General features: G+C 64.4%; 20 protein-coding genes. 10 read left to right on the top strand and 10 right to left on the bottom strand.

All coding sequences use genetic code 11. The annotated features are described in order from the left end of the window. The first annotated feature begins 5 nt into the window (after positions 1–5). Genes narH through narI form a run of 3 tightly spaced genes read left to right on the top strand, consistent with a single transcriptional unit; the run spans position 6 to position 3222 of the window. Positions 6–1658 (top strand): nitrate reductase subunit beta, encoded by a 1653-nt coding sequence (gene narH / locus BEP01S_RS04655; RefSeq protein WP_039212187.1) that lies wholly within the window; start codon positions 6–8, stop codon positions 1656–1658. Between the two features lie 2 nt (positions 1659–1660). After that, the gene (narJ, locus tag BEP01S_RS04650) at positions 1661–2494 is read left to right on the top strand and encodes a nitrate reductase molybdenum cofactor assembly chaperone (protein ID WP_083532536.1); all 834 of its coding nucleotides are present in this window, start codon (positions 1661–1663) and stop codon (positions 2492–2494) included. Next, positions 2491–3222: a respiratory nitrate reductase subunit gamma gene (narI, locus tag BEP01S_RS04645; RefSeq protein ID WP_039212184.1), complete on the top strand. Its 732-nt coding sequence runs from the start codon at positions 2491–2493 to the stop codon at positions 3220–3222. The genes narJ and narI overlap by 4 nt, the downstream gene beginning before the upstream one ends. Here narI and BEP01S_RS04640 read toward each other — a convergent pair. Continuing rightward, positions 3216–3908 (bottom strand): winged helix-turn-helix transcriptional regulator, encoded by a 693-nt coding sequence (locus BEP01S_RS04640; RefSeq protein ID WP_157070521.1) that lies wholly within the window; start codon positions 3906–3908, stop codon positions 3216–3218. The two genes, narI and BEP01S_RS04640, sit on opposite strands and share 7 nt — an antisense overlap. 214 nt (positions 3909–4122) lie before the next feature. Between BEP01S_RS04640 and BEP01S_RS04635 the strand changes: the two genes are divergently transcribed. Next, on the top strand, positions 4123–5847 hold the full coding sequence (locus BEP01S_RS04635) for an amidase (protein ID WP_062241012.1): 1725 nt from the start codon (positions 4123–4125) through the stop codon (positions 5845–5847). Positions 5848–5885: 38 nt separating this feature from the next. On the opposite strand, the gene BEP01S_RS04630 is transcribed toward BEP01S_RS04635, so the two are convergent. Further along, entirely contained in the window at positions 5886–6620 is a 735-nt protein-coding gene (locus tag BEP01S_RS04630; protein WP_062241010.1) for a DUF998 domain-containing protein, read from the bottom strand. 99 nt (positions 6621–6719) lie between these two features. Here BEP01S_RS04630 and BEP01S_RS04625 point away from each other — a divergent pair, with 99 nt between their 5' ends. The 3 genes from BEP01S_RS04625 to BEP01S_RS04615 all read left to right on the top strand — a co-directional run bounded on the left by BEP01S_RS04625 (position 6720) and on the right by BEP01S_RS04615 (position 8877). After that, positions 6720–7493, top strand: a complete 774-nt coding sequence (locus tag BEP01S_RS04625; protein WP_062241007.1) for an isocitrate lyase/PEP mutase family protein — start codon at positions 6720–6722, stop codon at positions 7491–7493. Between the two features lie 67 nt (positions 7494–7560). Next, a complete protein-coding gene (locus BEP01S_RS04620; protein ID WP_062241005.1) occupies positions 7561–8322 on the top strand; it encodes a VOC family protein in 762 nt (253 codons plus the stop codon). A 69-nt stretch (positions 8323–8391) separates the two neighbouring features. Then, on the top strand, positions 8392–8877 hold the full coding sequence (locus BEP01S_RS04615; protein ID WP_062241003.1) for a hypothetical protein: 486 nt from the start codon (positions 8392–8394) through the stop codon (positions 8875–8877). A 7-nt stretch (positions 8878–8884) separates the two neighbouring features. On the opposite strand, the gene BEP01S_RS04610 is transcribed toward BEP01S_RS04615, so the two are convergent. Further along, the gene (locus BEP01S_RS04610) at positions 8885–11023 is read right to left on the bottom strand and encodes a RecQ family ATP-dependent DNA helicase (RefSeq protein ID WP_083532535.1); all 2139 of its coding nucleotides are present in this window, start codon (positions 11021–11023) and stop codon (positions 8885–8887) included. Positions 11024–11074: 51 nt separating this feature from the next. After that, positions 11075–11548 carry a membrane protein gene (locus BEP01S_RS04605; protein WP_039212163.1) on the bottom strand — a complete coding sequence of 158 codons (474 nt, stop codon included), beginning with the start codon at positions 11546–11548 and terminating at the stop codon, positions 11075–11077. Positions 11549–11694: 146 nt separating this feature from the next. On the opposite strand from BEP01S_RS04605, the gene BEP01S_RS04600 reads away from it, so the two are divergent. Beyond that, the gene (locus tag BEP01S_RS04600) at positions 11695–12300 is read left to right on the top strand and encodes a TetR/AcrR family transcriptional regulator (RefSeq protein ID WP_062241002.1); all 606 of its coding nucleotides are present in this window, start codon (positions 11695–11697) and stop codon (positions 12298–12300) included. 105 nt (positions 12301–12405) lie between these two features. Here BEP01S_RS04600 and BEP01S_RS04595 read toward each other — a convergent pair whose 3' ends face one another. Then, positions 12406–13305 carry an ArgP/LysG family DNA-binding transcriptional regulator gene (locus BEP01S_RS04595; protein WP_062241037.1) on the bottom strand — a complete coding sequence of 300 codons (900 nt, stop codon included), beginning with the start codon at positions 13303–13305 and terminating at the stop codon, positions 12406–12408. Between the two features lie 70 nt (positions 13306–13375). Between BEP01S_RS04595 and BEP01S_RS04590 the strand changes: the two genes are divergently transcribed. Then, positions 13376–13975 (top strand): LysE/ArgO family amino acid transporter, encoded by a 600-nt coding sequence (locus BEP01S_RS04590; RefSeq protein ID WP_062241000.1) that lies wholly within the window; start codon positions 13376–13378, stop codon positions 13973–13975. 177 nt (positions 13976–14152) lie between these two features. On the opposite strand, the gene BEP01S_RS04585 is transcribed toward BEP01S_RS04590, so the two are convergent. Further along, positions 14153–16330: a YhgE/Pip domain-containing protein gene (locus tag BEP01S_RS04585; protein WP_062240998.1), complete on the bottom strand. Its 2178-nt coding sequence runs from the start codon at positions 16328–16330 to the stop codon at positions 14153–14155. A gap of 40 nt (positions 16331–16370) precedes the next feature. Next, positions 16371–17228, bottom strand: a complete 858-nt coding sequence (locus BEP01S_RS04580) for an ATP-binding cassette domain-containing protein (RefSeq protein ID WP_062240996.1) — start codon at positions 17226–17228, stop codon at positions 16371–16373. Between the two features lie 378 nt (positions 17229–17606). On the opposite strand from BEP01S_RS04580, the gene BEP01S_RS04575 reads away from it, so the two are divergent. Beyond that, positions 17607–18686 (top strand): tellurite resistance/C4-dicarboxylate transporter family protein, encoded by a 1080-nt coding sequence (locus tag BEP01S_RS04575; RefSeq protein ID WP_062240994.1) that lies wholly within the window; start codon positions 17607–17609, stop codon positions 18684–18686. 232 nt (positions 18687–18918) lie between these two features. Here the strand turns inward: BEP01S_RS04575 and BEP01S_RS04570 are convergent, their stop codons facing one another. The 3 genes from BEP01S_RS04570 to BEP01S_RS04560 all read right to left on the bottom strand — a co-directional run bounded on the left by BEP01S_RS04570 (position 18919) and on the right by BEP01S_RS04560 (position 21812). After that, a complete protein-coding gene (locus BEP01S_RS04570; protein WP_062240992.1) occupies positions 18919–19515 on the bottom strand; it encodes a DUF805 domain-containing protein in 597 nt (198 codons plus the stop codon). Between the two features lie 115 nt (positions 19516–19630). Further along, a complete protein-coding gene (locus BEP01S_RS04565) occupies positions 19631–20137 on the bottom strand; it encodes a DUF805 domain-containing protein (RefSeq protein ID WP_083532538.1) in 507 nt (168 codons plus the stop codon). Positions 20138–20498: 361 nt separating this feature from the next. Further along, complete coding sequence (locus BEP01S_RS04560) at positions 20499–21812, bottom strand: MFS transporter (RefSeq protein WP_062240987.1); 1314 nt, start codon at positions 21810–21812, stop codon at positions 20499–20501. Between the last annotated feature and the right edge of the window lie 33 nt (positions 21813–21845).

Raw genomic sequence — 21845 nt, 5'->3', positions numbered from 1 at the left:
GGCAGATGAGAATCATGGCGCAGATGGCGATGGTGATGAACCTCGACAAATGCATCGGCTGTCACACGTGCTCGGTCACGTGCAAACAGGCATGGACGAACCGCAAAGGCACCGAATACGTGTGGTTCAACAATGTCGAGACCCGCCCCGGTCAGGGCTACCCCCGCGGCTACGAGGATCAGGAGAAGTGGCAGGGCGGCTGGGCGCTGAGCAAGAACGGCCGTCTCAAGCTCAAGGCCGGCGGCAAGCTGAAGAAGCTCGCATCGATCTTCTCGAATCCGAAGCTGCCGGGCATCGAGGACTACTACGAGCCGTGGAGCTACGAGTACGACAATCTGCTCTCGGCTCCCGAACAGAAGCACATCCCCACGGCCCCGCCGAAGTCTCTGCTCACCGGCGAGCGGATGGACATCAAGTGGTCGGGCAACTGGGACGACGACCTCGGCGGCACCTATGCCAAGGCCGATCTCGACCCGATGCTCAAGTCGATCGGCGACAAGGTCAAACTCGAGTTCGAAGAGACCTTCATGTTCTACCTGCCGCGCATCTGCGAGCACTGCCTCAACCCCTCCTGCGTCGCCTCGTGCCCTTCGGGTGCGATCTACAAACGGGAGGAGGACGGAATCGTGCTCGTCGACCAGGACTCCTGCCGCGGTTGGCGGATGTGCATCTCCGGATGCCCGTACAAGAAGATCTACTTCAATCACCGCACCGGCAAGGCCGAGAAATGCACGTTCTGCTATCCGCGCATCGAAAACGGTGAGCCCACTGTCTGCGCGGAGACCTGTGTGGGTCGCCTGCGCTATATCGGGCTGGTCTTCTACGACGCCGACAAGGTCACCGAGGCGGCATCGGTTCCCGATGAGAAGGATCTCTTCGCCGCGCAGAAGGACCTCATCCTCGATCCCCACGATCCGGATGTCATGGATGCCGCCGAGCGGGCCGGCATTCCCCACGATTGGATCATGGCCGCCCAGAGGTCCCCGGTGTACAAGCTCATCAAGGAATACGACCTCGCGCTGCCGCTGCATCCGGAATACCGGACGATGCCGATGGTCTGGTACATTCCGCCGCTGTCGCCGGTCGTCGATGTCGTCAAGGACACCGGCTACGACGCGGAGAACGCCGTCAACCTCTTCGCCGCGATCGATGAGCTGCGCATCCCCATCGAGTATTTGGCGAACCTGTTCACCGCTGGAGATACGGATGTCGTGGCCGATGTGCTCCGCCGGATGGCGGCGATGCGGGCATTCATGCGCGATATCAATATGGGCGTCGAACCCGATGTGCGCATCCCTCATGCTGTGGGGATGACTCCGGAGTCGATGGAGGAGATGTACCGGCTGCTGGCGATCGCGAAGTACGACGAACGCTATGTCATCCCCGCCGGCCACTCCGAGCAGGCCCACAGTCTCGAAGGCATCGGCACGGACTGTCCGCTCAATGCAGAGGGCGGACCCGGCATGAATGAGATGCCCGATATCGCTTCTGGTCCGGGCTTCGCAGGAACTTCGGGAGTGTCGGATCCACTGGCCGAACGCAGCGCCGACGAACCCGACCGTTCGCATCTGCGCGGTCGGCTCAATCTGCTGAATTGGAACGGGAAGGGCAAGCCGACGGGCTTGTTCCCGACTGCCGACGGACCGGCAGGGGCCTGAGAATGTACCGACCTCTGAAGTTCCTGTCCAAATGGACGAAACGCGCGAAGGACCATGCAGAGTCTGGCGGCCAGACCGCCCCGGGGATCGACGATTCGGCGCTGCAAGCCGTCTTCGCGGCGGCATCCTGGCTCATCGACTACCCGGGTGACGATCTGCTCGAACGATTGCCTCAGATCTCTGCGCTGCTCGACCAGGCGGGTGTCCCCGATCATCTCAAGGACGATCTGGACGAGACGATCGGCCACCTCGGTGCCGGTGATCCCATCGGACTGCGCGCCGACTATGTCGAGACCTTCGATACCAGGCGGCGCGGTTGTCTGTTCCTCACCTATTTCTCGAACGGGGATACGCGCAAGCGCGGTCAGGCACTGTTGGAGATCAAGGAGATCTACCGGGCGGCAGGGCTCGACATGGACGAATCACAGCTGCCTGACCATCTCACCTATGTTCTCGAATTCGCCGCCGGGCACGATCTTCGCGCCGGGGTCCGGATCCTGCTGTCCAACCGGGCCGGGATCGAACTGCTGCGCCTCCACCTCGACGAGATCGGCTCACCTTGGGCCGGAACCATCCGCGCGGTCTGCGGCACCCTGCCCGCCCTCGACGGAGACGATATCCATGCCGTCGAACGTCTCGCTGCCGAGGGACCGGCCACGGAGACGGTGGGACTCGACGGACTCGGAGGCTACGGCGACCTTCCGCCGAGCGCGGCCGAGACCACCGCGGCGATGACTGCGGCCGCCTCGGCGTCTGGGGCGGCTGCGGGACCGTGTTCGGCGGGTGGCGGACAGACATTCATCCCGCTGACGGACGTGACAGGAGAGCGATCATGAACTCACCGACGGTGCTCGAGACGTTCCTGTGGGTGATCATCCCCTATATGGCGCTGGCCGTGTTCATCCTCGGTCATATCTGGCGGTTCCGGCGTGACCGCTTCGGTTGGACGACGCGGTCGTCGCAGATCTACGAGTCGAAGCTCCTGCGCATCGGGTCCCCGCTGTTCCACTACGGAATCATCTTCGTCTTCCTCGGCCACGTCGTCGGCCTGGGGATTCCGAAGTCGTGGACCGCGGCGGTGGGCATCACCGATCACATGTATCACTTCATGGCGATCACGATCGGACTCGGCGCAGCCGCAGCCACGGTCGGCGGGCTGGTCCTGCTCATCTACCGTCGCAGAACGAACAACCGGGTGTTCGGTGCGACGACTCGGCTCGACAAACTCATGTACCTCATGCTCTCGGTCGTCATCCTCGCCGGTGTGTATTCGACGATCTTCGACTCGGCACTCGGCGGGTACGACTACCGGGAGGGCGTGTCCGTGTGGTTCCGCCAGTTCTGGGCATTCCAACCCGATATCGCCCTCATGTCGGCCGCCCCGATCGGGTTCCAGGTGCATGTGCTCGCAGCGATCCTCATCTTCGCGCTGTGGCCCTTCACGCGGCTCGTCCACGTCTTCGCCGCACCACTGGGTTACCTGACCAGGCCGTACATCATCTATCGGTCGAAGGACCGGCAGCGTCAGCCCCAGCGTCGGGGCTGGGAGACCATCGATTACTGAGGGTCGGGGCCGTCGGTCTCTTCCGTCGGGCGCGGGTCGCTGGTCTCATCCGGATCCGGGCATCCGCGCTGCCGGAGCAGGATCTGACATCTGCTCTCCGCAACATAGGGCTGCAGCTGATCCAGTTCGAGCGGTCCGGACACCTGGCGGAGGAGGTCCGTGACGATCTTCGCGTGGATACCGCACGCGATCGCACGATCGTCACCCACCATCCGATAGTGCGGGCACGGAGCCAACGAGATCCGAAGCTCTTCGGCGTCGGGCTCGGGTTCCATCCCCGAATCATCGAGATGTTCGTAGAGCAGATCGAATTGCGTGCCTGCCTCGTCACCGAGATCGTCGAGAGCGGCCGGACGCAGCTCAGCTCCGGCCACGAGGCGGCAGAGCACATCGTGATGCTCCCGGGCGCGGGCGATGCGCTCGGCCGCTGCTGCGTTCGCCTCCGGATCGTCGACCGGGTGGTAGACCATCGGCGGTCGGCCTCTCGCTCCCGTCGATTCCGGCTGCAGGAAGATGAATCCTTCGTCGATGAGCACGCGCAGATGGTCACGGGCCGTGTTGATGTGCAGTCCGACCTCGTTAGCGAGCTCCTTGAGTCGGCTGCCCGGGTGATTCTGCACAGCACCCAGCAGCAGGACCCGACTGACCTCGGCCAGTCCTCGATAGTCGTTCACTCTTCGCGGCATGCCATCACATCCTTGCGACTGCCTCAGTGTGGAACAGTTCGGAGACCATCTCCACCTTCATTCTACAACTTGTAGAATCCGTTATCACATGCCCTTGACAACGAAATCCGCAGAGCGGCGCGACTTGATCGTCGCTAGCCTGGACGGGAACACACCCGAATCGCGCACTCACTGCCGAGTGCCCCACGCACCGCCCAGTGCCCGGAGGATGAACATGTCGAAGTTCGATGTCGTCGAAGCGTCCATCGCCGATCTGCGAGCCGCGCTCGAAGACGGCCGCACCACCTCGGTGGAGCTCGTCGAGGTCTATCAGGACCGGATCGCGGCATTCGACGGTCCCGAGACCGACACGAAGCTCAACTCCGTGATCGTGTCCAACCCGCAGGCACTCGCCGAGGCGGCCGCCTCCGATGAACGACGTGCGGCCGGTCAGACGCTGGGCCCCCTCGACGGGATCCCGTACACCGCGAAGGACAGCTACATGGTCGCCGGTCTCACCGTGGCCTCCGGTTCGCCGGCGTTCGCTGACCTCATCGCGCAGAAGGACGCGTTCACGATCGAGCGTCTTCGCGCCGGCGGCGCCATCTGCTTGGGCCTGACGAACATGCCGCCGATGGCCAACGGCGGTATGCAGCGCGGACTCTACGGTCGCGCCGAAAGCCCGTATAACGCCGACTGGCTGACCAGCGCCTTCGCCTCCGGGTCGTCGAATGGTTCGGGCACGGCGACGACGGCGAGCTTCGCGGCCTTCGGTCTCGGCGAGGAGACCTGGTCATCCGGTCGCGCCCCGGCCTCGCACAATGCGCTCATCGCCTACACGCCCTCGCGCGGGGTGATCAGCGTGCGCGGGAACTGGCCCTTGGTTCCGACCATGGACGTCGTCGTCCCCCACACCCGCACGATGGCCGACCTCGCCGAGGTCCTCGACGTCATCGTCGCCGACGACGGACAGACCCGGGGAGATTTCTGGCGCGTCCAACCGTGGGTGGAGATCCCGAGGTCGAGCACGGTGCGTCCGGATTCCTATGCCGCGTTGCTGCCGGATTCGGTCGCGGCGGCACAGTCCGTGCTGGCAGGCAAACGCCTCGGTGTGCCGCGCATGTACATCAATGCCGATCCTGAGGCCGGGACGAATCCGGACGGCGGCATCGGCGGGCCTACCGGACAACGAGTCGAGACCCGCGCCTCGGTGATGGAGGCCTGGGAGGCGGCGCGAGCCGATCTCGAAGCGGCCGGAGCCGAGGTCGTCGAGACCGACTTCCCGGTCGTGAGCAACTACGAGGGTGACCGCCCCGGTGCGCCGACGATTGCGACGCGTGGCTTCGTCACCGCCGCCTACCTCGATCGGGAGATCAATGATCTCTCGTCGTGGGGGTGGGATGATTTCCTCGCGGCGAACGGCGACCCGAACCTCAACACCCTCGCCGAGGTGGACGGGGCCCTCATCTTCCCCCATCCTCCCGGTGCGCTGCCAGACCGCTACGTCGGCTTCGATGATGACATCGCGACCTACCCGGAGCAGGTGCGGACGAACCGGTACGCCGCGGTCACGGAGATCCCGGAGCTCGAATCCGGTGTGCGCGGGCTCGAGGAGACCCGCCGAGTCGACCTCGAGGAGTGGATGGATGAGCAGGGCCTCGATGCGGTGATCTTCCCGGCGATGGCCGATGTGGGGCCGGCAGATATGGACGTCAATGAGGCGTCTGCCGATCTCGGCTGGCGCAACGGCACCTGGGTGGCCAACGGCAACCTCGTGCCCAGACACTTGGGCATCCCCTCGGTGACGGTGCCGATGGGGACCATGTCGGACACCGGGATTCCCGTGGGCCTGACGATCGTCGGACGCGGTTGGGACGATTCCGCGCTCATCGAGATCGCTGCCGCGTTCGAGGCGACAGGTGAGCGCCGGCAGGCGCCGCCGCGGACTCCTCGGCTGTAGACACGCTGCAGCTGCGCCGGCTCACTCGCTCGCCGACTTCACGGCCCGGAGGCGAGCTCGCGTTTTCGCCTGGAGGCGTCACGCAGCTGCATCCATCCGGCGAGGATGAACCAGATGAGGAACGGATAGGACGCGGCTCTCTCAACGGTGCCGACGGGCAGGTTCCAGCTGTCCGGAGCGGCCAAGAACAACGTACCGGCGAGTGCGAATACGCCCAGCCCGAGCGTGAGCCCGCCGAAGTCGACGGGACCGATCCAGCGCTTCTCGGTCCACCGGATCAAGGCAATACCTGCGGAGAGCAGACCGAGATTCTGGATTGCGGATCCGCCGATTCCGAAGACGGCGTGCAGTCTCGGATCGATGTCTGCCGGGACCATCCCGGTTCCGGCCAGCAGCATTCCGCCGGCGGCGAGCATAAAGGACCCGCACCTGCCCCAGCGACTCGGGGCGATCCAGTCGTGCCAGATGAAGGCGATGATCGCGAGCATCGATCCGGCGATGATGGAGACGCCGTTGACGAAGGGATGGGCCGGTGAGCAGACCTCGATCGGGGTTTCCGCGTCTCCCCAGTCGCCGCATCCGGTCATCCCCAGATGGCTGATGGGCTGCTGTGCGAATGAGTAGCCGCCTTCGGACATCAGTGCCGCGGGAATCTCGATGAGGATCGTGGCCATGCCGGCAACCACGGCGAGAAGTGCCCATACCCGCTCAGGTTTGGGCGAAACGCGGATGGTGCCCGAACCGGCCACCTCTGCTCCTCCGTACGGCGACATCGGATGTTGTTTACGCTATCATTGCGCCTGCCTGAAACCTTCTGGTGAACCAGTCCGACCCCTGGCGTGTCGAGGCACAACAGTGGAAAAGTACTGACCATGGTCGACTACACGATTCTCGCCGAACGCGCTTTCACCCTCTTGCGGGGCCATCACCAGGACGAACCTCTCGTGCTGCCGACCGTCTGGGATGCCTGGTCGGCTCGTGCGATGGTCGACGTCGGTTTCAACGCTCTGAGCATCGGATCGCACCCGCTCGCCGATTCGCTCGGCCATGGCGACGGTGAGCAGATGACGCTCGAGCAAGCGCTCGAGGGGATCTCACGGATCACCTCGGCGGTAGATGTTCCCGTCACCGCAGATCTCGAATCCGGATACGACACCCCCGCTCCCGAACTCATCGCCGGTCTCCTCGAAGCCGGAGCGGTCGGTGTGAATATCGAGGACACTGTCCACAGTCGGGGCAGTATGCGCAGCCCCGAGGAGCACGCCGAATACATCTGGAGCCTGCGCCAAGCGGCCGAGGCTCAAAGGGTCCATGTCGTCATCAACGCCCGCACCGACGTGTTCAAGTATCCCGGCGACTTCGAAGACCCCACCGCCGAGGTGGTCCGACGTCTGCGTCTGTGCACCGACGCCGGCGCGGACTCCGTCTACCCCGTCCGTCTGCCCGATGTGGGCACACTCAAATCGATCCTTGCGCAGATCACTCTGCCGCTCAATGTCACCGCGCACCCGATCAAGGGCGCGGTGCCCGAAGAACTCGACCTCTCTCAGCTCGCTGAACTCGGGGTCGGGCGCGTGACCTTCGGTCCGCTTCTGCAGGCGGCGCTGACCGACTGCTTCGCGGATTTCACGCGCGCTTGGCAGTAGGGTCATCCCCCTGCCGTCGGCACCAATCACTGCAACTCACCTCCACCCCACCACACGAGGAGACGCAATGCCTGCCAACCCCCGCGAAGGCCAGCCGATCTGGATCGACTATGTCTGCCAGGACTTCGAGGCCGCCCAGAACTTCTATACTCAGCTCTTCGGCTGGGAGTTCGCCGACAAAGGTCCCGATTTCGGCCACTACAGCATGATCACGAAGGACGGAGGCAACGTCGGCGGCGCCATGCGAGCCATGAACATGGACGGCACCCCGAGCCCGGAGATGCCCACAGCCTGGTCGACCTATCTGCACACTGGCGACATCGCCGGAACCTATCAGGCCGCGCTGGGCGCCGGAGCGGCCGAAGTCGTCGGCCCCATGCCCGTCGGCCCGCTGGGTCAGATGGCTGTCGTCGTCGATCCGACGGGATCACCCATCGGCATGTGGCAGCCCGGCGAGTTCGCGGGCTTCGATACACCGCTCACTCCGGGAACTCCGGTGTGGTTCGAACTCATGACGACGAACTATCAGGCGGCGAATGATTTCTATGCCAAGGTCTTCTCGTTCGACATCACCCCGATGGAGGGGTTCCCGTACTCGACACACGGCGACGGTGACGAGGCTGTGGCCGGAATCTGTGATGCCAGTCAGTGGGCACAGAATTCCTATTGGCGCACCTACTTCAACGTCGAAGACGCCGATGCCTCGGCAGCGAAGGTGACCGAGCTCGGCGGCAAGGTGCTCGCCGGTCCGGAAGACTCCCCGTACGGACGCATCGTCACGGTCACCGATCCGGAAGGCGCGACGTTCCAGCTCCAGCAGAATCTGTGACCGTCAGCCTCGCCGAGGCGGCCCGGTTCTGTTCCGGGCGGCTGCACTGTGGCAGTCGCTGAACCGCCCGTGACCTCTACCGACCGCTTTGAACCTCTGCGGCGACGATTCCTCAGCCTCGGGCTCGGGGAAATCGTCGCCGCAGCGGTCTTCGCTGTCGTTCCGACGCGTCTCGCTTTCGTCACGGCCGATCGAGCCGAAGCAGCGCTATGGGCAACACTGTCCCCGCTGCTCTTCATCCTCGTTCAGGCCGGAATCTACTGGCTGATCGCTCGGCATCATCTGCCGGCCCCGATTCCAAAACCGGTCGCTCGAATCTATCGGTTTCTGCGCGTCATCAACCCGCTCGTGCTTCTCACCTCACTCATCGGCATCGTCGTCGCTTGGCCCGGCGTTTCGCTCAGCGCGGTTCTCATCATCGTCATCTGGCAGTTCGCTGTCGCCGAGTACATCAACTATTTCCATGTCCGACTCTCCTACCCCTGGTCCACGTGGGCCAGGCAGGTCGGACGTAGGTCGACGCCGAGGCTGGTCCGCGACTTGCGTCGCGCTTAAGGACCGGTCAGGCCCGCAGGGCGAGAGCGAACGGCAGCACCGAGGTGGCACCGGCCCGCCGGAGCAATCGTGCGCAGACCGTCATCGTCCACCGGGAGACGACCTCGTCGTCGACGAGCAGCACTGACTTCCCCGCGACGGCTTCTTCGACCTCGGGAGGGACGACGAAGGCTTCATAGAGGTCTTTGACGCGGAAGGCGCTGTTGACGTCCGGTGTGCCGTGGTCGCCGACCTGAAGCAGTTCGCCGCCGTCGACGAGTCGCCCGGCCGTTGCGAGATTCGCGGCCAAGGATCGCACCGTCCCGGGACGGCGATTGCTCGGGATCGATACGACCACCTCGGGCCGTGTTTTCCAATCCCACTGCGCCAAGACCTCAAGGCACCACTTGCCGATCTGACCGGGCACCTCGGCATCGGGAGCATCCGGGGCGAGGAAAGCCCGGAGGGTCTGGCCCTGCCCGAGGTCGGACAGACGCGCGATCGCACGCCCCTCCTCGGCGAGCTCTTCGGCGGGGATTCGGCCCTTGAGCGGAACTCCGATATTGGCAAGACCGCTGGGCCAGGTGCTGCGCGGTTCGACGGGCAGGCCGATCTTGTGGAGGTTCCCGGCCGCGGCCTGGCGCTGTTCATCGGAGATTTCGGAGGAGAACCACACACCGGCGCAGTTGTCGCAGCGACCACATGGCTGTGGGTCGGGGTCGTCGAGCTGGCGGATAAGGAACTCCATGCGGCACTGCCCGGTCGCCTCATAGTCGAGCATGGCCCGGGCCTCTTCCGCTCGGACGGCTGCGACCTTCTCATACCGGTCCCGGTCATAGGTCCAGCCCAGCCCGGTCGAGACGTACCCGCCTTTGACCTTCGAAACCGCATCTTCGACCTCGAGGGTCTTGAGCAGCAGATTCAGGCGGGAGCGTTTGGTTCCAACCAAGGTCTCCAAGCGGGCCACGGACAGGGGGCCGTCCGCCTCGGCGAGGGCCGCGAGCACGGCATTCGCGTCGTCCTGGTTGGGCATCGACGCAGTCGCGAAGTACTCCCAGATCTGTTCGTCTTCGGCGCCGGGCAGCAGGAGGACGTCGGCGGAGTCCGTGGCGCGGCCGGCGCGGCCGACCTGCTGGTAGTAGGCCACGGCTGAGGACGGGGCGCCGAGGTGGACGACGAATCCGAGGTCGGGTTTGTCGAATCCCATTCCCAGCGCCGAGGTGGCCACGAGTGCCTTGAGGCGGTTGTCCTTGAGCTGCTGCTCGAGTTCGGCGCGTTCTTCGGCATCGGTCCGGCCAGTGTAGGCGCGGACTTCGTGGCCCTGTTCGCGCAGCATTCGGGTGATGTCTTCGGCGGCGGAGACGGTGAGCGTGTAGACGATTCCGGACCCGGTGAAGTCGTTGAGGTGAGCTGACAGCCAGGCGATGCGTGCGCTGGCATCGAGCCCGTTGAGGACGCCGAGTCGCAGGGAGTCACGGGCTAGTTCGCCGCGGACGACGGTGGTGTCGTCGCCGAGCTGTTCGGCGACGTCGGCGACGACGCGGGAGTTCGCTGTCGCGGTCGTCGCGAGCACGGGGGTGTTGTGGGGCAGTTCGGACAGGATGCGGCCGATGCGGCGGTAGTCGGGGCGGAAGTCGTGCCCCCAGTCGGAGATGCAGTGGGCTTCGTCGACGACGATGAGGCCGAGGAAGGCCAGCAGCTGCGGCAGCACTTCGTCGCGGAACTGCGGATTGTTCAGCCGCTCTGGGGAGACGAGGAGGACGTCGAGCTTGCCGGCCTTGAGGTCCTTGAGCACGGAGTCCCATTCGGTGACGTTCGAGGAGTTGAGGCTGGCGGCGCGGACTCCGGCGCGTTCGGCTGCGGCGATCTGGTCGCGCATGAGTGCCAGCAGCGGGGAGATGATGAGGCTCGGTCCCGTGCCGGAGGCCCGAAGCATGCGGGTGGCGACGAAGTACACGGCTGACTTGCCCCACCCGGTGCGTTGGACGACGAGGACGCGCTTCTTCGCCTGAACGAGGTCCCGGATGGACTCGAGCTGGCCGTCGCGGAACTGCGCGTTGGGATTCGCGGTGAGTTCGGCGAGGATGCGCTGCGCCTCGATCGCGAAGTCGTCTGGGGCGCCGGGCGAGCCGGCTGCGGGTGCGGATGTCGGGGTGGATTCCGTCATGGTGCCAGTCTAGGTGGAGGGTCTGACACGGCTGGACGGGCCGACGTACCCTCAGCGCAGCGCGAGTTCAATACCCAAGGTGGCGAGCACTCCGAAGAGGACGCCCCAGAGGATGATCGAGATGACCTGCCAGAAGGCCACGACATTGCGGTTCGCACCGAAGCCGACCATCGCGGACGAAGTGATCTGCGAGGGCAGGAGTGTTTGGCCGAGCAGCGAAACTCCCGGCACGCCGAACTTGTCGAACATGCGCTTGAGCCGCTGTCGCTTCGGCTTCTCCTCGACCTCCTTATTCTTCGTCGCCTTGTCGCGGATGGCACCGGCCCCATAGACGAAGGCGAGCATCGAGATGACGTTGCCGATGACGGCTACGAGGATGGCGACGACGGGGTGAAGTCCGATCGCGACGCCGATGACAGCGCCGAAATACGACTCGACGAAGGGGATGGCCGAGACGAGCAGAACGCCCGCCCATTGCAGCCAGTCGGGAAAGTTTCCGGCGAATTCCTGCAGACTGTCGATCATGAGGGCTCTCTCTTCTTCCGTTCGGGTCCTCTGGTCGGGTCAGCACACTGTTCCTGCCGCGCCTTAAAACGCTTTGGCACACCGTACTAGTACAACGTACTATACACTGATCGAAAGCATCGTTGTCAATGAAGCGAGGAGCTCGGTTGTCGAAGCGAGACGAGATCATCGCCGCGGCGATTCGCCTGGCGGAGGGGTCGCAGCCGGGGCAGGCGAACCTCAGCGTGCGTGCTGTGGCCAAGGAGGCGGGAGTCGGGGCATCGACGCTGCGCCACTACTTCCCCACCCAGGCGGACCTCCACGAGGCGGTCGCGCTGCGCTCCATCGACACCGTCATCAATGACTTCTCCATCGCCGATTCGAGCCGTGCGCCAGCCGATCGTCTCTATGAGTGCTGCGCCCAATTCCTGCCGACTCATGAGCATCGGGATGTGCAGCTCGAAACGTGGTTCTCCATGCACTTGCATGCGCTCGGAGCCGAGAAGCGTGCCGTGTCCCGTCGACTCCTCGAACATGGCCACCGGGTCACTTATGACAGCCTGCATCGGTGGCTGAATCTGCTCGCCGAGGAGGGGCACCTCGACCCCACCGAGGTGGCCCCGACCGCCACAGCGCTCTTCACCACCGTCGACGGCATCGCCCTGCATTCGATCATCTCGCCCGAGACGATGACCGTCGACGCCGCACATGAGCAGGTGAAGTGGACGATCGACAAGCTCCTCAGCTCCTGGTCGCCCCACAGCACCTCTTAGGTGGTCTTTTTGGTCACGCTCTGCTCGAATTTCTGTGACCATTTCGCCCACCCAGTGCGCCGGGAAGCGGCTCAATAGAAGGCAACCGCACCTCTCGTCACCCGATCACCGCATCGCGGCGGCCGCGCGACGCAGCGCCTCGGTCAGTCGGGAGAGCTTGTCAGAGGCCAACGTCCAGTGGTGCCAGTACAGCGGGACGTCGATATGCGGTTCGGTGCCGATCTCGACAAGGTCGGCGTCGAGACCCTCGAACTGCATGACCGGCACCATCCCCCAGCCGAGGCCCGCCTCCACTGCGGCCACGAACTCCGCCGATCCCGGCACGACCGACATCGGCGGCCGCCCATCGACTCCGCACCGGCGGAGGAACTCGAACTGCAGGTCATCGTCCTGCCCGAAGTTCACCATCGGCAGCCTGGACAGATCCGCCTCGGTCCCGGTGGAATGCCGATCGAACAGGGAGCGCTCGGCCACGGCGACGTAGCGCATCGTCCCGAGCTCGGCTACGGTCGTCCCGTATCCGCCAGTCGCCGTCGAGGTGATCGTGCCGAGCACCTCGCCCGACGCCAAGAGCGGCAGCGCTTTGTCCTGATCGACCATCTCGATGCGGAGGACGACGTCGTCCCAGCCGGCCGCCTCGGCGAAGATCGGGCGGAACCACGTCGCCATCGAATCGGCATTCACCCCCACCCGGAGCACGGTCGGCTCGCTCCGCCCAGCACCTGATCCGCCCGATCCAGGCGAATCGGCGTCGATTCCGTGCAGCCGGTCGAGCGCCTCGGACTCGAGCAGCTCGACCTGCCGGGCGTAGCGGAGAATCGCCTGCCCCGCCTCGGTGACGGTGATCGGGTTCGTTCGTCGGATGAGCACCTGCCCGAGGCGGGACTCGAGTGTGCGGATGCGCTGGCTCGCCGCCGAGGCGGTGATGCCGAGAACGAAGGCCGCCCCCTCGACGGTGCCTTCGTCGACAGCGGCGGCGAGGGCTTTCACGTGATCGATGTTCATGAAGCAATTGTGCATCAGATGCATATTCTGTTGTTTTTCTTCTGACTTGTCGGCCTCTACTGTTGAGTCCGTGCTCACTCATCTCGTCACCGGACTCCTCACCGGCTGGTCGCTCATCATCGCCGTCGGCCCGCAGAACGCACTCCTGCTGCGGCAGGGGATTCGGCGCGAGCACCTCGGCGTCGTCGTCACCATCTGCATCGTCGCCGACGTCCTGCTCATCGGCGCGGGCACGGTGGGAATCGGGGCGATCGTGCTTCTGGCACCGTGGGCACTCGAGATCCTGCGCTGGCTGGGCGTGGCCTACCTGCTGTGGTTCGCGTGGACGAGCCTGAAATCAGCGCGCGAGGCCACCGGGCTGAAGGCGGACACTCATCAGCGGACCCTCAAATCCGTCATCCTCACCACTCTGGCGCTGACGTTCCTCAACCCCGGCGTCTACATCGACACCGTCGTCATGCTCGGCAACCTCGCGAACCAGCAGGGTCCGGGTGGAGTCTGGCCGTTCACGTTCGGGGCCATGCTCGGCTCGATCAGCTGGTTCCTCGTCATCGGCTACGGCGCCCGCGGACTCTCCCGCTACTTGGGGCGGCCGCGAGTCTGGCAGGTCCTCGATATCGTCATCGCGATCGTGCTCGTGGTGCTGGCCGCGCGGCTGGCGCTCGGATAAGGGCTGCGCCGAGGCGGCCGAGGCTCTACGGCCGTGCTCGAGCAGAGAGCTCCGACACGATTGCCCGCATCGCTGAACCCGTTTTCCTGGTCGATCCGCGTCGGTTAGGGCGCGGAAACCACTGCGGATCGACCAGACAATTCAACTTAGCGACTGCTATAGGCCCCGCGCCCCGGCCTAGAGCTCCAGACTCGGGTGGAGCTGGGTGAGTGTGACCATGCGCTTGCGGCTGCAGACCACGGTTGTGGCGACCAGACAGATTGCCGTCATCAGCAGCAGCACCACGGCCGCCTGCCCGGCGATGAACATGTCGCCACCGGCAACCAGGGTGCGCAGACCGTTGACCGCATGCGTCATCGGCAGGAACGGCGAGATGATCTGGAAGATCGTCGGCGCCGTCTGCACCGGATAGGTTCCGCCTGCCGAGGCGATCTGCAGCATGAGCAGCACCAGGGCGATCAGCCTGCCGACCCCTCCCAAGGCCGCGACACACAGTTGGTGCACGGAGTGGAAACAGGCCGCCACGAGTATCGAGAACAACAGCGTCCACACCCACGCTCCGGCCGAGAAGTCCAAGGCGAAGGTGAGGATCGCATAGAGGACTGCGACCTGGGCGATGCCGAAGAGCAGCCCCGGAACGTAGCCGGCCCAGGCGATCCGCGACGAGCTGGCCGATGAGAACAACGCCCGGTACGGGATAGCGTTGATCACCATGTAGGTGATCATTCCGCCGATCCACAGGGCCAAGGAGACGAAGAACGCGGACAGTCCCTCGCCATAGGCGTCGACGGCGTTGTCCTTGACCTTGTCCGCGTCAACGGGAACAGCTACGACATCCGAACGATTCTCCCGATCCTTCTTGTCGTAGGTCGGGATCTGCTCGAGTCCCTTCTCCAGACCGTCGGCGAGTTCTCCGGAACCGTCGTCGAGTTTGCCAGCGCCCTTGTCGAGTTCCTTCGACCCGTCGACGAGCTGAGCCGATCCGTCCTTGAGATCACCGGCTCCGTCCTTGGCCTTCGCCGTGCCGTCCTTGAGCTGGACGGCCCCGTCGTGGAGGTCACCAGCACCCTTGGCAAGCTTTCCTGCACCGGCATCGAGTTTGATCAGCCCGGAGTGGAGGTCATCAGCACCGGTCGCGACCTTCTGAGCGCCGTCGTCGAGCTGACCGATCTTCTTATCGGCCGTGCGGATCTTGTCCATCACTCCGTCGACCGCGTCGGTCAGTTTGTCCTCGAGGCTCTTCGCCTCGTCCTTGGCATCGGAGGCGCGCTTATGCGCGGAATCGAGGTCCTCGCCAAGGCTGTCGGCATCCTCGGCGAGCTTCTTGACGTTCGGGTCGTCCGGATAGTCCTTCTGCAGCCGCTTGATCCGGTCGTCCATGTCCCCGCGCACGGTGGTGCGGGCATCGTCGAAGTCCCCTTCGGCGCGTTCGAGCTTGGGGCGCGCTCCGTCGACGACATCATCGGCCTTGCGTTTGACGTCCTCGGCCTTCTTCGTGGCCTCGTCTGCGGTATCGCGCAGTTCGGAGGTGCCGTCGGCGACCTGCCCGGCGCCGTCGGCGAGTTTCTTCGAGCCGTCCTTCGCCTCAGCTGTGCCCTTCTTCAGATCAGAGGCACCATCGGCCAGGTCGCCGCTGCCCTTCTTCAGCTCACCAGCACCTTTGTCGAGGTCGATGAGACCGGTCTGCAGCGTTCCGACGCCCTTGTCGAGCTTCGTCGTCCCGTCGACGAGCTCTCCGGTGCCGTCGTGGAGCTGACCTGCTCCGTCGTGCAGTTCGGACGCACCGTCCGCGGCCTTCTCCGTCTCAGAGTGGATGTCGTTGAATCCGAGATACACCTGGGTGACGTACTCGGCCGTGGTGGTCTCGCTCAGTCCCGACTTGATCTCGGAGAGGATGGTCCCGGCCAACTGTCCGACGATGAAGTTGTGGGCATCGTCGGTGCGCAGCCGCAGCCCTGCCTGCTCCGGATCGTCACCGCCTGTCGACACGAGCATTTCCGAGAAGTCCGAAGGGACTTCGAGGATCGCGAAGTACTTCCCCTCGGCAAGCCCCTTGTCAGCCTCCTCCTGGCTGGTCTCCTGCCAGTCGAATCCGCCTTCGCCCTTCGGCGTGATCTCGTCGACGAGGTCATCGCCGGCATTGAGCCTCTCCCCGTCCGAATCAGGCTTCTCCGCGCCCGTATCCTCGTTGACGATGGCCGCCTGCAGTTTGTCGAGGTGGTCGGTCGGGTTCCAGTTCGAGGCCAGGTACAGGCCGCCGTAGATCGACGGGATGACGATGATGACGATCATCGCCAGTCGCGTGATCGTGTGGCGTTTGAACCGTGAGAGTTCTAACCAGGGGAGAGAGAACATTCGGGAATCTCCTCGGATTCGTGGTCGTGGGGCAGGAGGTTCAGTGCTTGGACCCGCGGTGAGCGGGAAGGTGTGGTGGCAGTTCGAGTTCGAGCACCGACGGCTCCGCGCGATAGCCCAGAGAGCTGGTGGCGATGTCGAGTTCGCGCGAGTCCTCGCAGGAGACGATGACCGTAAGCGGATCCTCGGGGTCCCGCGATCTGCGCATCTGCTGGTAGATGAGGATCCCCGCCCAGGCGCGAGCTCGGTCAGCGGATTCTCGCAGGTAGTCGATGTTGTCGATGACGACGACGGGTGGACGACTGAGGCTCGCCAGTCCGAACTCGAGGAAGAATTTCTGCAGTTCGCTCAGTTCGGAGACGAATACCTCTCCGTTGTCGTCGATGAGGAAGTCCGCGCGCTGGGCGTCCTGTTTCGAAAAGGTCCCCGGCGGCAGATCATCGATGAGCTCCGTAGCCGTGGTGAAAGCATCCCGGAACAGGCCGATGACCTCGCGTAATGTCGACTTCGACGCCCATGGCTTATACCAGGGCTGCAGCATGATCTGCCGTTCGGCGACGTGCTGCGCGACCGTGAAATCGTCCTCGAGATCCGTCAGTCCGCCGATGTGTCCGACCGCGACCTGTCCGCGTACCTTGCGGGCCTGTTTGCGGATATCAAGATCGCCGAGGCGGCCCTCCCCTGCCGAGACTTTCATCCTTCCAGCCAGGGACAGGAGGAAAGAGGTTTTGCCGCTGCCGGCAGGTCCGCGGATGACAGCGACGGCACCTGTCGGCACCTCGAGGTCGACATCGGTGAACACGTCGCCTTGTTTTCCGGACAGGGACCAACCGCGCAGCGAGACCGCTGGTGCGTCGATGTCGGCGTCCTCGGCGAGAGTGTCCGTTGTGCTCTCCATAGCCATCGCTCCCAATCGTCTGTGCCCTCGTCGATCCGGTCAGTGCCGGATAATTCTGCACCGCGCAGGTGACTGCAGACTACGCCACCACCGGCACGTGAGGGTGTGGAGCGGGCGACTCCACGCGAAGTTACCCATTGGTAACACCAGTGAATTCTCTCATGAAAATGAAGCGAGAGTGACTCGAGAAGACCCAGATGTCACGAATTGCACATCGATTCGCTGGACAGAGGCCATCGGGCGGACTCTCGGGTGGCCTCTCGGTGGGGACCTCGGAACGGATCAGGAGGGCGGGACTGCAACGCGGTTTCAGGGGTGGGGTCGTACTATCGAAGACGTCGATGTCCCTCGACACACGACGACGAGAATGAGGAGCGGATGAGCACGGCCGATCGCTGCCTCACCGGACTGCACAGAAGGTGGGGCCTGAGCCCTTCGACACTGGCTCCCGGGTGCTTCGCCTCGGTGATGGCGACCGGGATCGTGTCGATCGGTGCCGAGCTCAAGGGGCTGCATCTGCTGTCCGTCGCTCTGTTCTGGCTTGCCGTCGCACTCTACGTGTTCTTCATCGTGCTCACCGCGGTGCGGCTCGTCCGATATCGCGACGCCGTTCGCGACGACCTGCATGATCCGACCCGGGCGTTCGGCTTCTTCACCGCTGTGGCCGGGACGAATGTCCTGGCGACGGGACTCGTCGGATTCGGCATGATCCCGCTTGCCCTCGTCCTCTTCGGTCTCGGCGCCCTGCTGTGGTTGGTGCTCGGGTACGGGATCCCCTTCACCGCCATCCTCGGCTCAAGCACACGGCCGGTGTCTGCCGGCGTGAACGGCACATGGCTCGTGTGGGCCGTCGCTGCCCAATCCGTGGCCGTGGCGGCGTCGAGTTTGGGGATCGAGCTTCCGAACACTCCGTACGCCGATCCCGGTCTGGCCGCCTCCCTCGCGCTCACGGCGGTGGTGATGTGGGCCGTGGGCCTGGCGCTCTACGTTGTGTGCGTGATTGCCATCGGAGTTCGCATTCTCCGGCATCGGTTCGGGCCCAAGGATCTCGATGCTCCGTACTGGGTGACGATGGGCGCGCTGGCGATCACGATCGTTGCGGGTTCGCGGATTCTCGATCTCGGCGAGGCTCCCCTGCTCGAGGCGACACGCGTGCTGATCGGCGCTTCCTCGGCGCTGCTGTGGGCGGTCGCCACGTGGCTCATCCCGGCGCTCGTCGCCGCAGGCATCTGGAAGCATGCCGTCCACCGGGTGCCGATGACGTACGCGGCCGGGCTGTGGAGCATGGTGTTCCCCGTGGGCATGCACTCGGTGGCGAGCATCTACCTGGGCCGTTCGGATCATGTGCCCGCGATCGAGTGGATCGGGCAGCACTGGTTCTGGGTCGCACTCGCAGTTTGGGCAATCGTCTTCGCCGCGATGATCACATCATTCGTCAGAACCCTCCGCCGCCCCTGAACAGCCTGCCCCGCCTCGGCGCGGAATCTGGCCGTACATCGGGCGACTCTGAGCGCAATTCCCAGCGCACGTCACACTCCACCCCGGGCCTCGCAATACACCCCCTTAGCAGCGCAACGCCCCGCCGGTGGCATCTTGCACACTTGCAACGGTGCGAGATGACACTGACGGGGCGTGATGCCCACGCAGCGGTAGGACGTATCAGCAGCAGGGCGTGATGCCTGCGCCGAACTCAGCGGTCGAAGCGCTGCCCTTCGGGCTTCGGTTCCATGACCATCAGGATGAGCACGATGATCGGCCCTACTCCCGGAATGAGCCAGAGGAAGAACATCAGACCCGGGAAATTAGCGTCGTGCAGGCGCCGCCAGCCGACGGAGATAAACGGAATGATCGTGGCCAAGAAGACGACCGCCAACAGGATTCCGGCGATGGCCATGAGTGCCGTCGCGCCGCCCGGAGGTGTTGAGTTGTAGGAGTCCCCCGACGCCGAGATTCCGGCAATCGCCGACCCGGCAAATCCCAGAATCATGGGAATGATTGGCGCGAGAATCAAGAACAGATAGGCGAACCAGAATTCGCTGCGAGACGCTCGCCCGGAGAACTTCACATAGTTCCTGAAGAAGCGTTTGATCGCTTGGCCGAAGGTCGCGCCATAGAGTGGAAGCGAAAGGTCGTCGGGGCTGGTGGCACCGCGGGGTGATCCGCCATGGCCGAACCCGTCGTAACCCTGCCCACCAGGCCATCCCTGGCCGGACATTCCCTGGTCCGGCGTTCCTGTGCCACGCACTTCGGGGTCGGAGTTATATGCTGCGTTCGCGTCGTAGGACATGGTGACTCTCATTGGTAGTGATTGCGTACAAGAATGGTCGGCCAGCAGATCATCTCATCGGTGTCGATGCAGATGAAAATGATGGCCGACCGTCAGGGAGTCACCGGCCGAGGGGTCAGGCGTCGAAGCGCTGACCCTCGGGCTTGGAAGGCATGGCACACAGGACGAGAACCACGATGCCGCCGATTCCGGTCAGCGAAAGCAGGTAGAGCAGGCCGCTGAAGTTCGCATCGTGGAGCCGCCGCCAAGCGACGGCGATCTGCGGCAGAAGAACGGCAAGAGCGATGATGCCCATGAGGACACCGCCGATGCCCAACATCGCGATCGATCCTCCGGACGGCGCTGCGGGAGCGGACATCCCGTATGGATCTGCCGTCGCAAGCGATGACAGCATTCCTATCATCCCGATGCTGTAGAGGATTCCGGGAATGATTCCCAGCAGGAAGATGAACAGATAGGCAAACCAGAATTCGCTGCGCGAGGCGCGTCCCTTGAAATTGACGTAGTTCTTGAAGAAGCGCTTGACGGCTTGGCCGAAAGTCGCGCCGTAGAGCGGGAGCGTGAGGTCATCGGGGCTGGTGGCACCGCGAGGTGCTCCACCGAAGCCCTGGCTGGCTGGCATTCCGGCTCCTGGCGCCCCTTGACCGGGTGCGCCGGAGTTGTATGCTGCATTCGCGTCGTAGGACATGATGACCTTCATTTGTAGGTGACGATTCTGATTGCGTTCCGTCGTCGAAGAGCATGGATTGCCCAGTCGATATTCAGGAAGCGCAGAAACTATTCTGCATCAGGCTGTCCGTCGATCATGTGTCGAACCGGTTTCAGATCTGCAACACAGCGCATCATTCACCCACTTGTCATGGTCCGGACACGGAAACGGCGCCCGAGGAACGATTCCTCGGGCGCCATGATCAGCGATTCGCCGCCGCTTCGAAAAGGCTCGGCCTCGTCGACGATCGGCACTGCCTGCACGCGAGTTCCCCTCAGGCATCGCCTCCGGTGAGGGCATAAGCCTCGTCGACCGGCGACTCATCGATGTGCCCGTCGACGCGGCGCAGCGCCTTCCACCCAAGCGAGATGACGACAACCGACAGCAGCACGCCCCCGGCGCCGAAGAGATACGGCGAGCCCGCACTGATCGACTCCGACACCGCACCGGCGACGATCGGCGCCACCGCACCGCCGATGAAGCGCACACCCGAATAGGTGCCCGAGGCGACCGGCCGAGGCAGGTCGCTGACCTCCATCGCCGATTCGGTGAAGACGGTGTTGAGCACGCCCAGAAGCATGCCCGCGATGATGATGCAGACGATGATGCCGAGGAACGATTCGACGAGGAAGGACATGACGCCCAGCAGCACGGCCAGTGCGACGAGGGTGACGATGAGGCTGCGACGACGCCCCATCCGCTTGGTCAGCACCGGAGCGCCGAACACCGAGGTGATCGCCACGCAGATGCCCCACCCGAAGAAGACGTAGCCGAGCCCCATGGCCCCGAAGTCCTCCATGCCCAGCTTCGCGGCAGCAGCCTCGACGGGGAACGGGCTGTAGGCCAAAAGGATGAAGAAGCCGAAGTTGTACAGCAGAGCGGAGACGCCGAGGATGGCCACACCCGGACGGGCGAGCGCCCGGAACGTAGCGCTGAGCTCGATCGGCTCCGCCGAGGCCCCGTTCGAGCTCGTGCCTCCCGGCAGCAGCACAACGATGGCGATGAAGCCGATGGCCATGAGGACTGCGGTGCCGAAGAACGGTCCGCGCCAGGAGATGCCGCCGAGCAGTCCGCCGAGCAGCGGGCCGGTAGCGATTCCGACGCCGAGAGCCGCCTCGTAGAGTATGATCGCCTTCTCAGCACCACCGGACGCGGCGCCGACGATCGTCGACAGAGCGGTGGAGATGAACAGCGCGTTGCCCAGACCCCAACCGGCGCGGAAGCCGATGATCTGGTCGACGGAGCTGGAGAAACCGGCCAGCGCCGCGAACGCGACGATGAGCACGAGACCGATGAGCAGCGTGGTCTTCGCACCGATGCGCGAGGACAGGAAGCTCGTGAAGAACATCATCCCGCCGGTGATGAACAGGTAGCTGGTGAACAGCAGCATCGATTGGGCGGGGCTGGCGTCGAGCTCGGCCGAGATGGCCGGCAGGATCGGATCGACCAGACCGATGCCCATGAAGGCGATGACCGCGGCGAACGCGACCGCCCACACGGCACGTGGCTGGCGAAGGATCGACGCTCCCGCCCCGGGATCGCCGGGCGTTTCGTCCCCTGTTGTTTCGTTGTCTGCTGACGCTCTCATCTGCTGGTCGCGCCCCCTTTCCTGTGGTGTGTT

It is taken from the genome of Brevibacterium epidermidis NBRC 14811, from assembly GCF_001570805.1.
Classification (GTDB): domain Bacteria; phylum Actinomycetota; class Actinomycetes; order Actinomycetales; family Brevibacteriaceae; genus Brevibacterium; species Brevibacterium epidermidis.
This window is presented reverse-complemented; position numbering and strand designations above follow the sequence as displayed.

Bases quoted from the DNA above. Each gene is read 5' to 3' on its own strand.
- narH (WP_039212187.1), top strand. From the start codon at position 6: ATGAGAATCATGGCGCAGATGGCGATGGTGATGAACCTCGACAAATGC.
- narJ (WP_083532536.1), top strand. From the start codon at position 1,661: ATGTACCGACCTCTGAAGTTCCTGTCCAAATGGACGAAACGCGCGAAG.
- narI (WP_039212184.1), top strand. From the start codon at position 2,491: ATGAACTCACCGACGGTGCTCGAGACGTTCCTGTGGGTGATCATCCCC.
- BEP01S_RS04640 (WP_157070521.1), bottom strand. From the start codon at position 3,908: ATGCCGCGAAGAGTGAACGACTATCGAGGACTGGCCGAGGTCAGTCGG.
- BEP01S_RS04635 (WP_062241012.1), top strand. From the start codon at position 4,123: ATGTCGAAGTTCGATGTCGTCGAAGCGTCCATCGCCGATCTGCGAGCC.
- BEP01S_RS04630 (WP_062241010.1), bottom strand. From the start codon at position 6,620: ATGTCGCCGTACGGAGGAGCAGAGGTGGCCGGTTCGGGCACCATCCGC.
- BEP01S_RS04625 (WP_062241007.1), top strand. From the start codon at position 6,720: ATGGTCGACTACACGATTCTCGCCGAACGCGCTTTCACCCTCTTGCGG.
- BEP01S_RS04620 (WP_062241005.1), top strand. From the start codon at position 7,561: ATGCCTGCCAACCCCCGCGAAGGCCAGCCGATCTGGATCGACTATGTC.
- BEP01S_RS04610 (WP_083532535.1), bottom strand. From the start codon at position 11,023: ATGACGGAATCCACCCCGACATCCGCACCCGCAGCCGGCTCGCCCGGC.
- BEP01S_RS04605 (WP_039212163.1), bottom strand. From the start codon at position 11,548: ATGATCGACAGTCTGCAGGAATTCGCCGGAAACTTTCCCGACTGGCTG.
- BEP01S_RS04595 (WP_062241037.1), bottom strand. From the start codon at position 13,305: ATGAACATCGATCACGTGAAAGCCCTCGCCGCCGCTGTCGACGAAGGC.
- BEP01S_RS04585 (WP_062240998.1), bottom strand. From the start codon at position 16,330: ATGTTCTCTCTCCCCTGGTTAGAACTCTCACGGTTCAAACGCCACACG.
- BEP01S_RS04580 (WP_062240996.1), bottom strand. From the start codon at position 17,228: ATGGAGAGCACAACGGACACTCTCGCCGAGGACGCCGACATCGACGCA.
- BEP01S_RS04575 (WP_062240994.1), top strand. From the start codon at position 17,607: ATGAGCACGGCCGATCGCTGCCTCACCGGACTGCACAGAAGGTGGGGC.
- BEP01S_RS04570 (WP_062240992.1), bottom strand. From the start codon at position 19,515: ATGTCCTACGACGCGAACGCAGCATATAACTCCGACCCCGAAGTGCGT.
- BEP01S_RS04565 (WP_083532538.1), bottom strand. From the start codon at position 20,137: ATGCCAGCCAGCCAGGGCTTCGGTGGAGCACCTCGCGGTGCCACCAGC.
- BEP01S_RS04560 (WP_062240987.1), bottom strand. From the start codon at position 21,812: ATGAGAGCGTCAGCAGACAACGAAACAACAGGGGACGAAACGCCCGGC.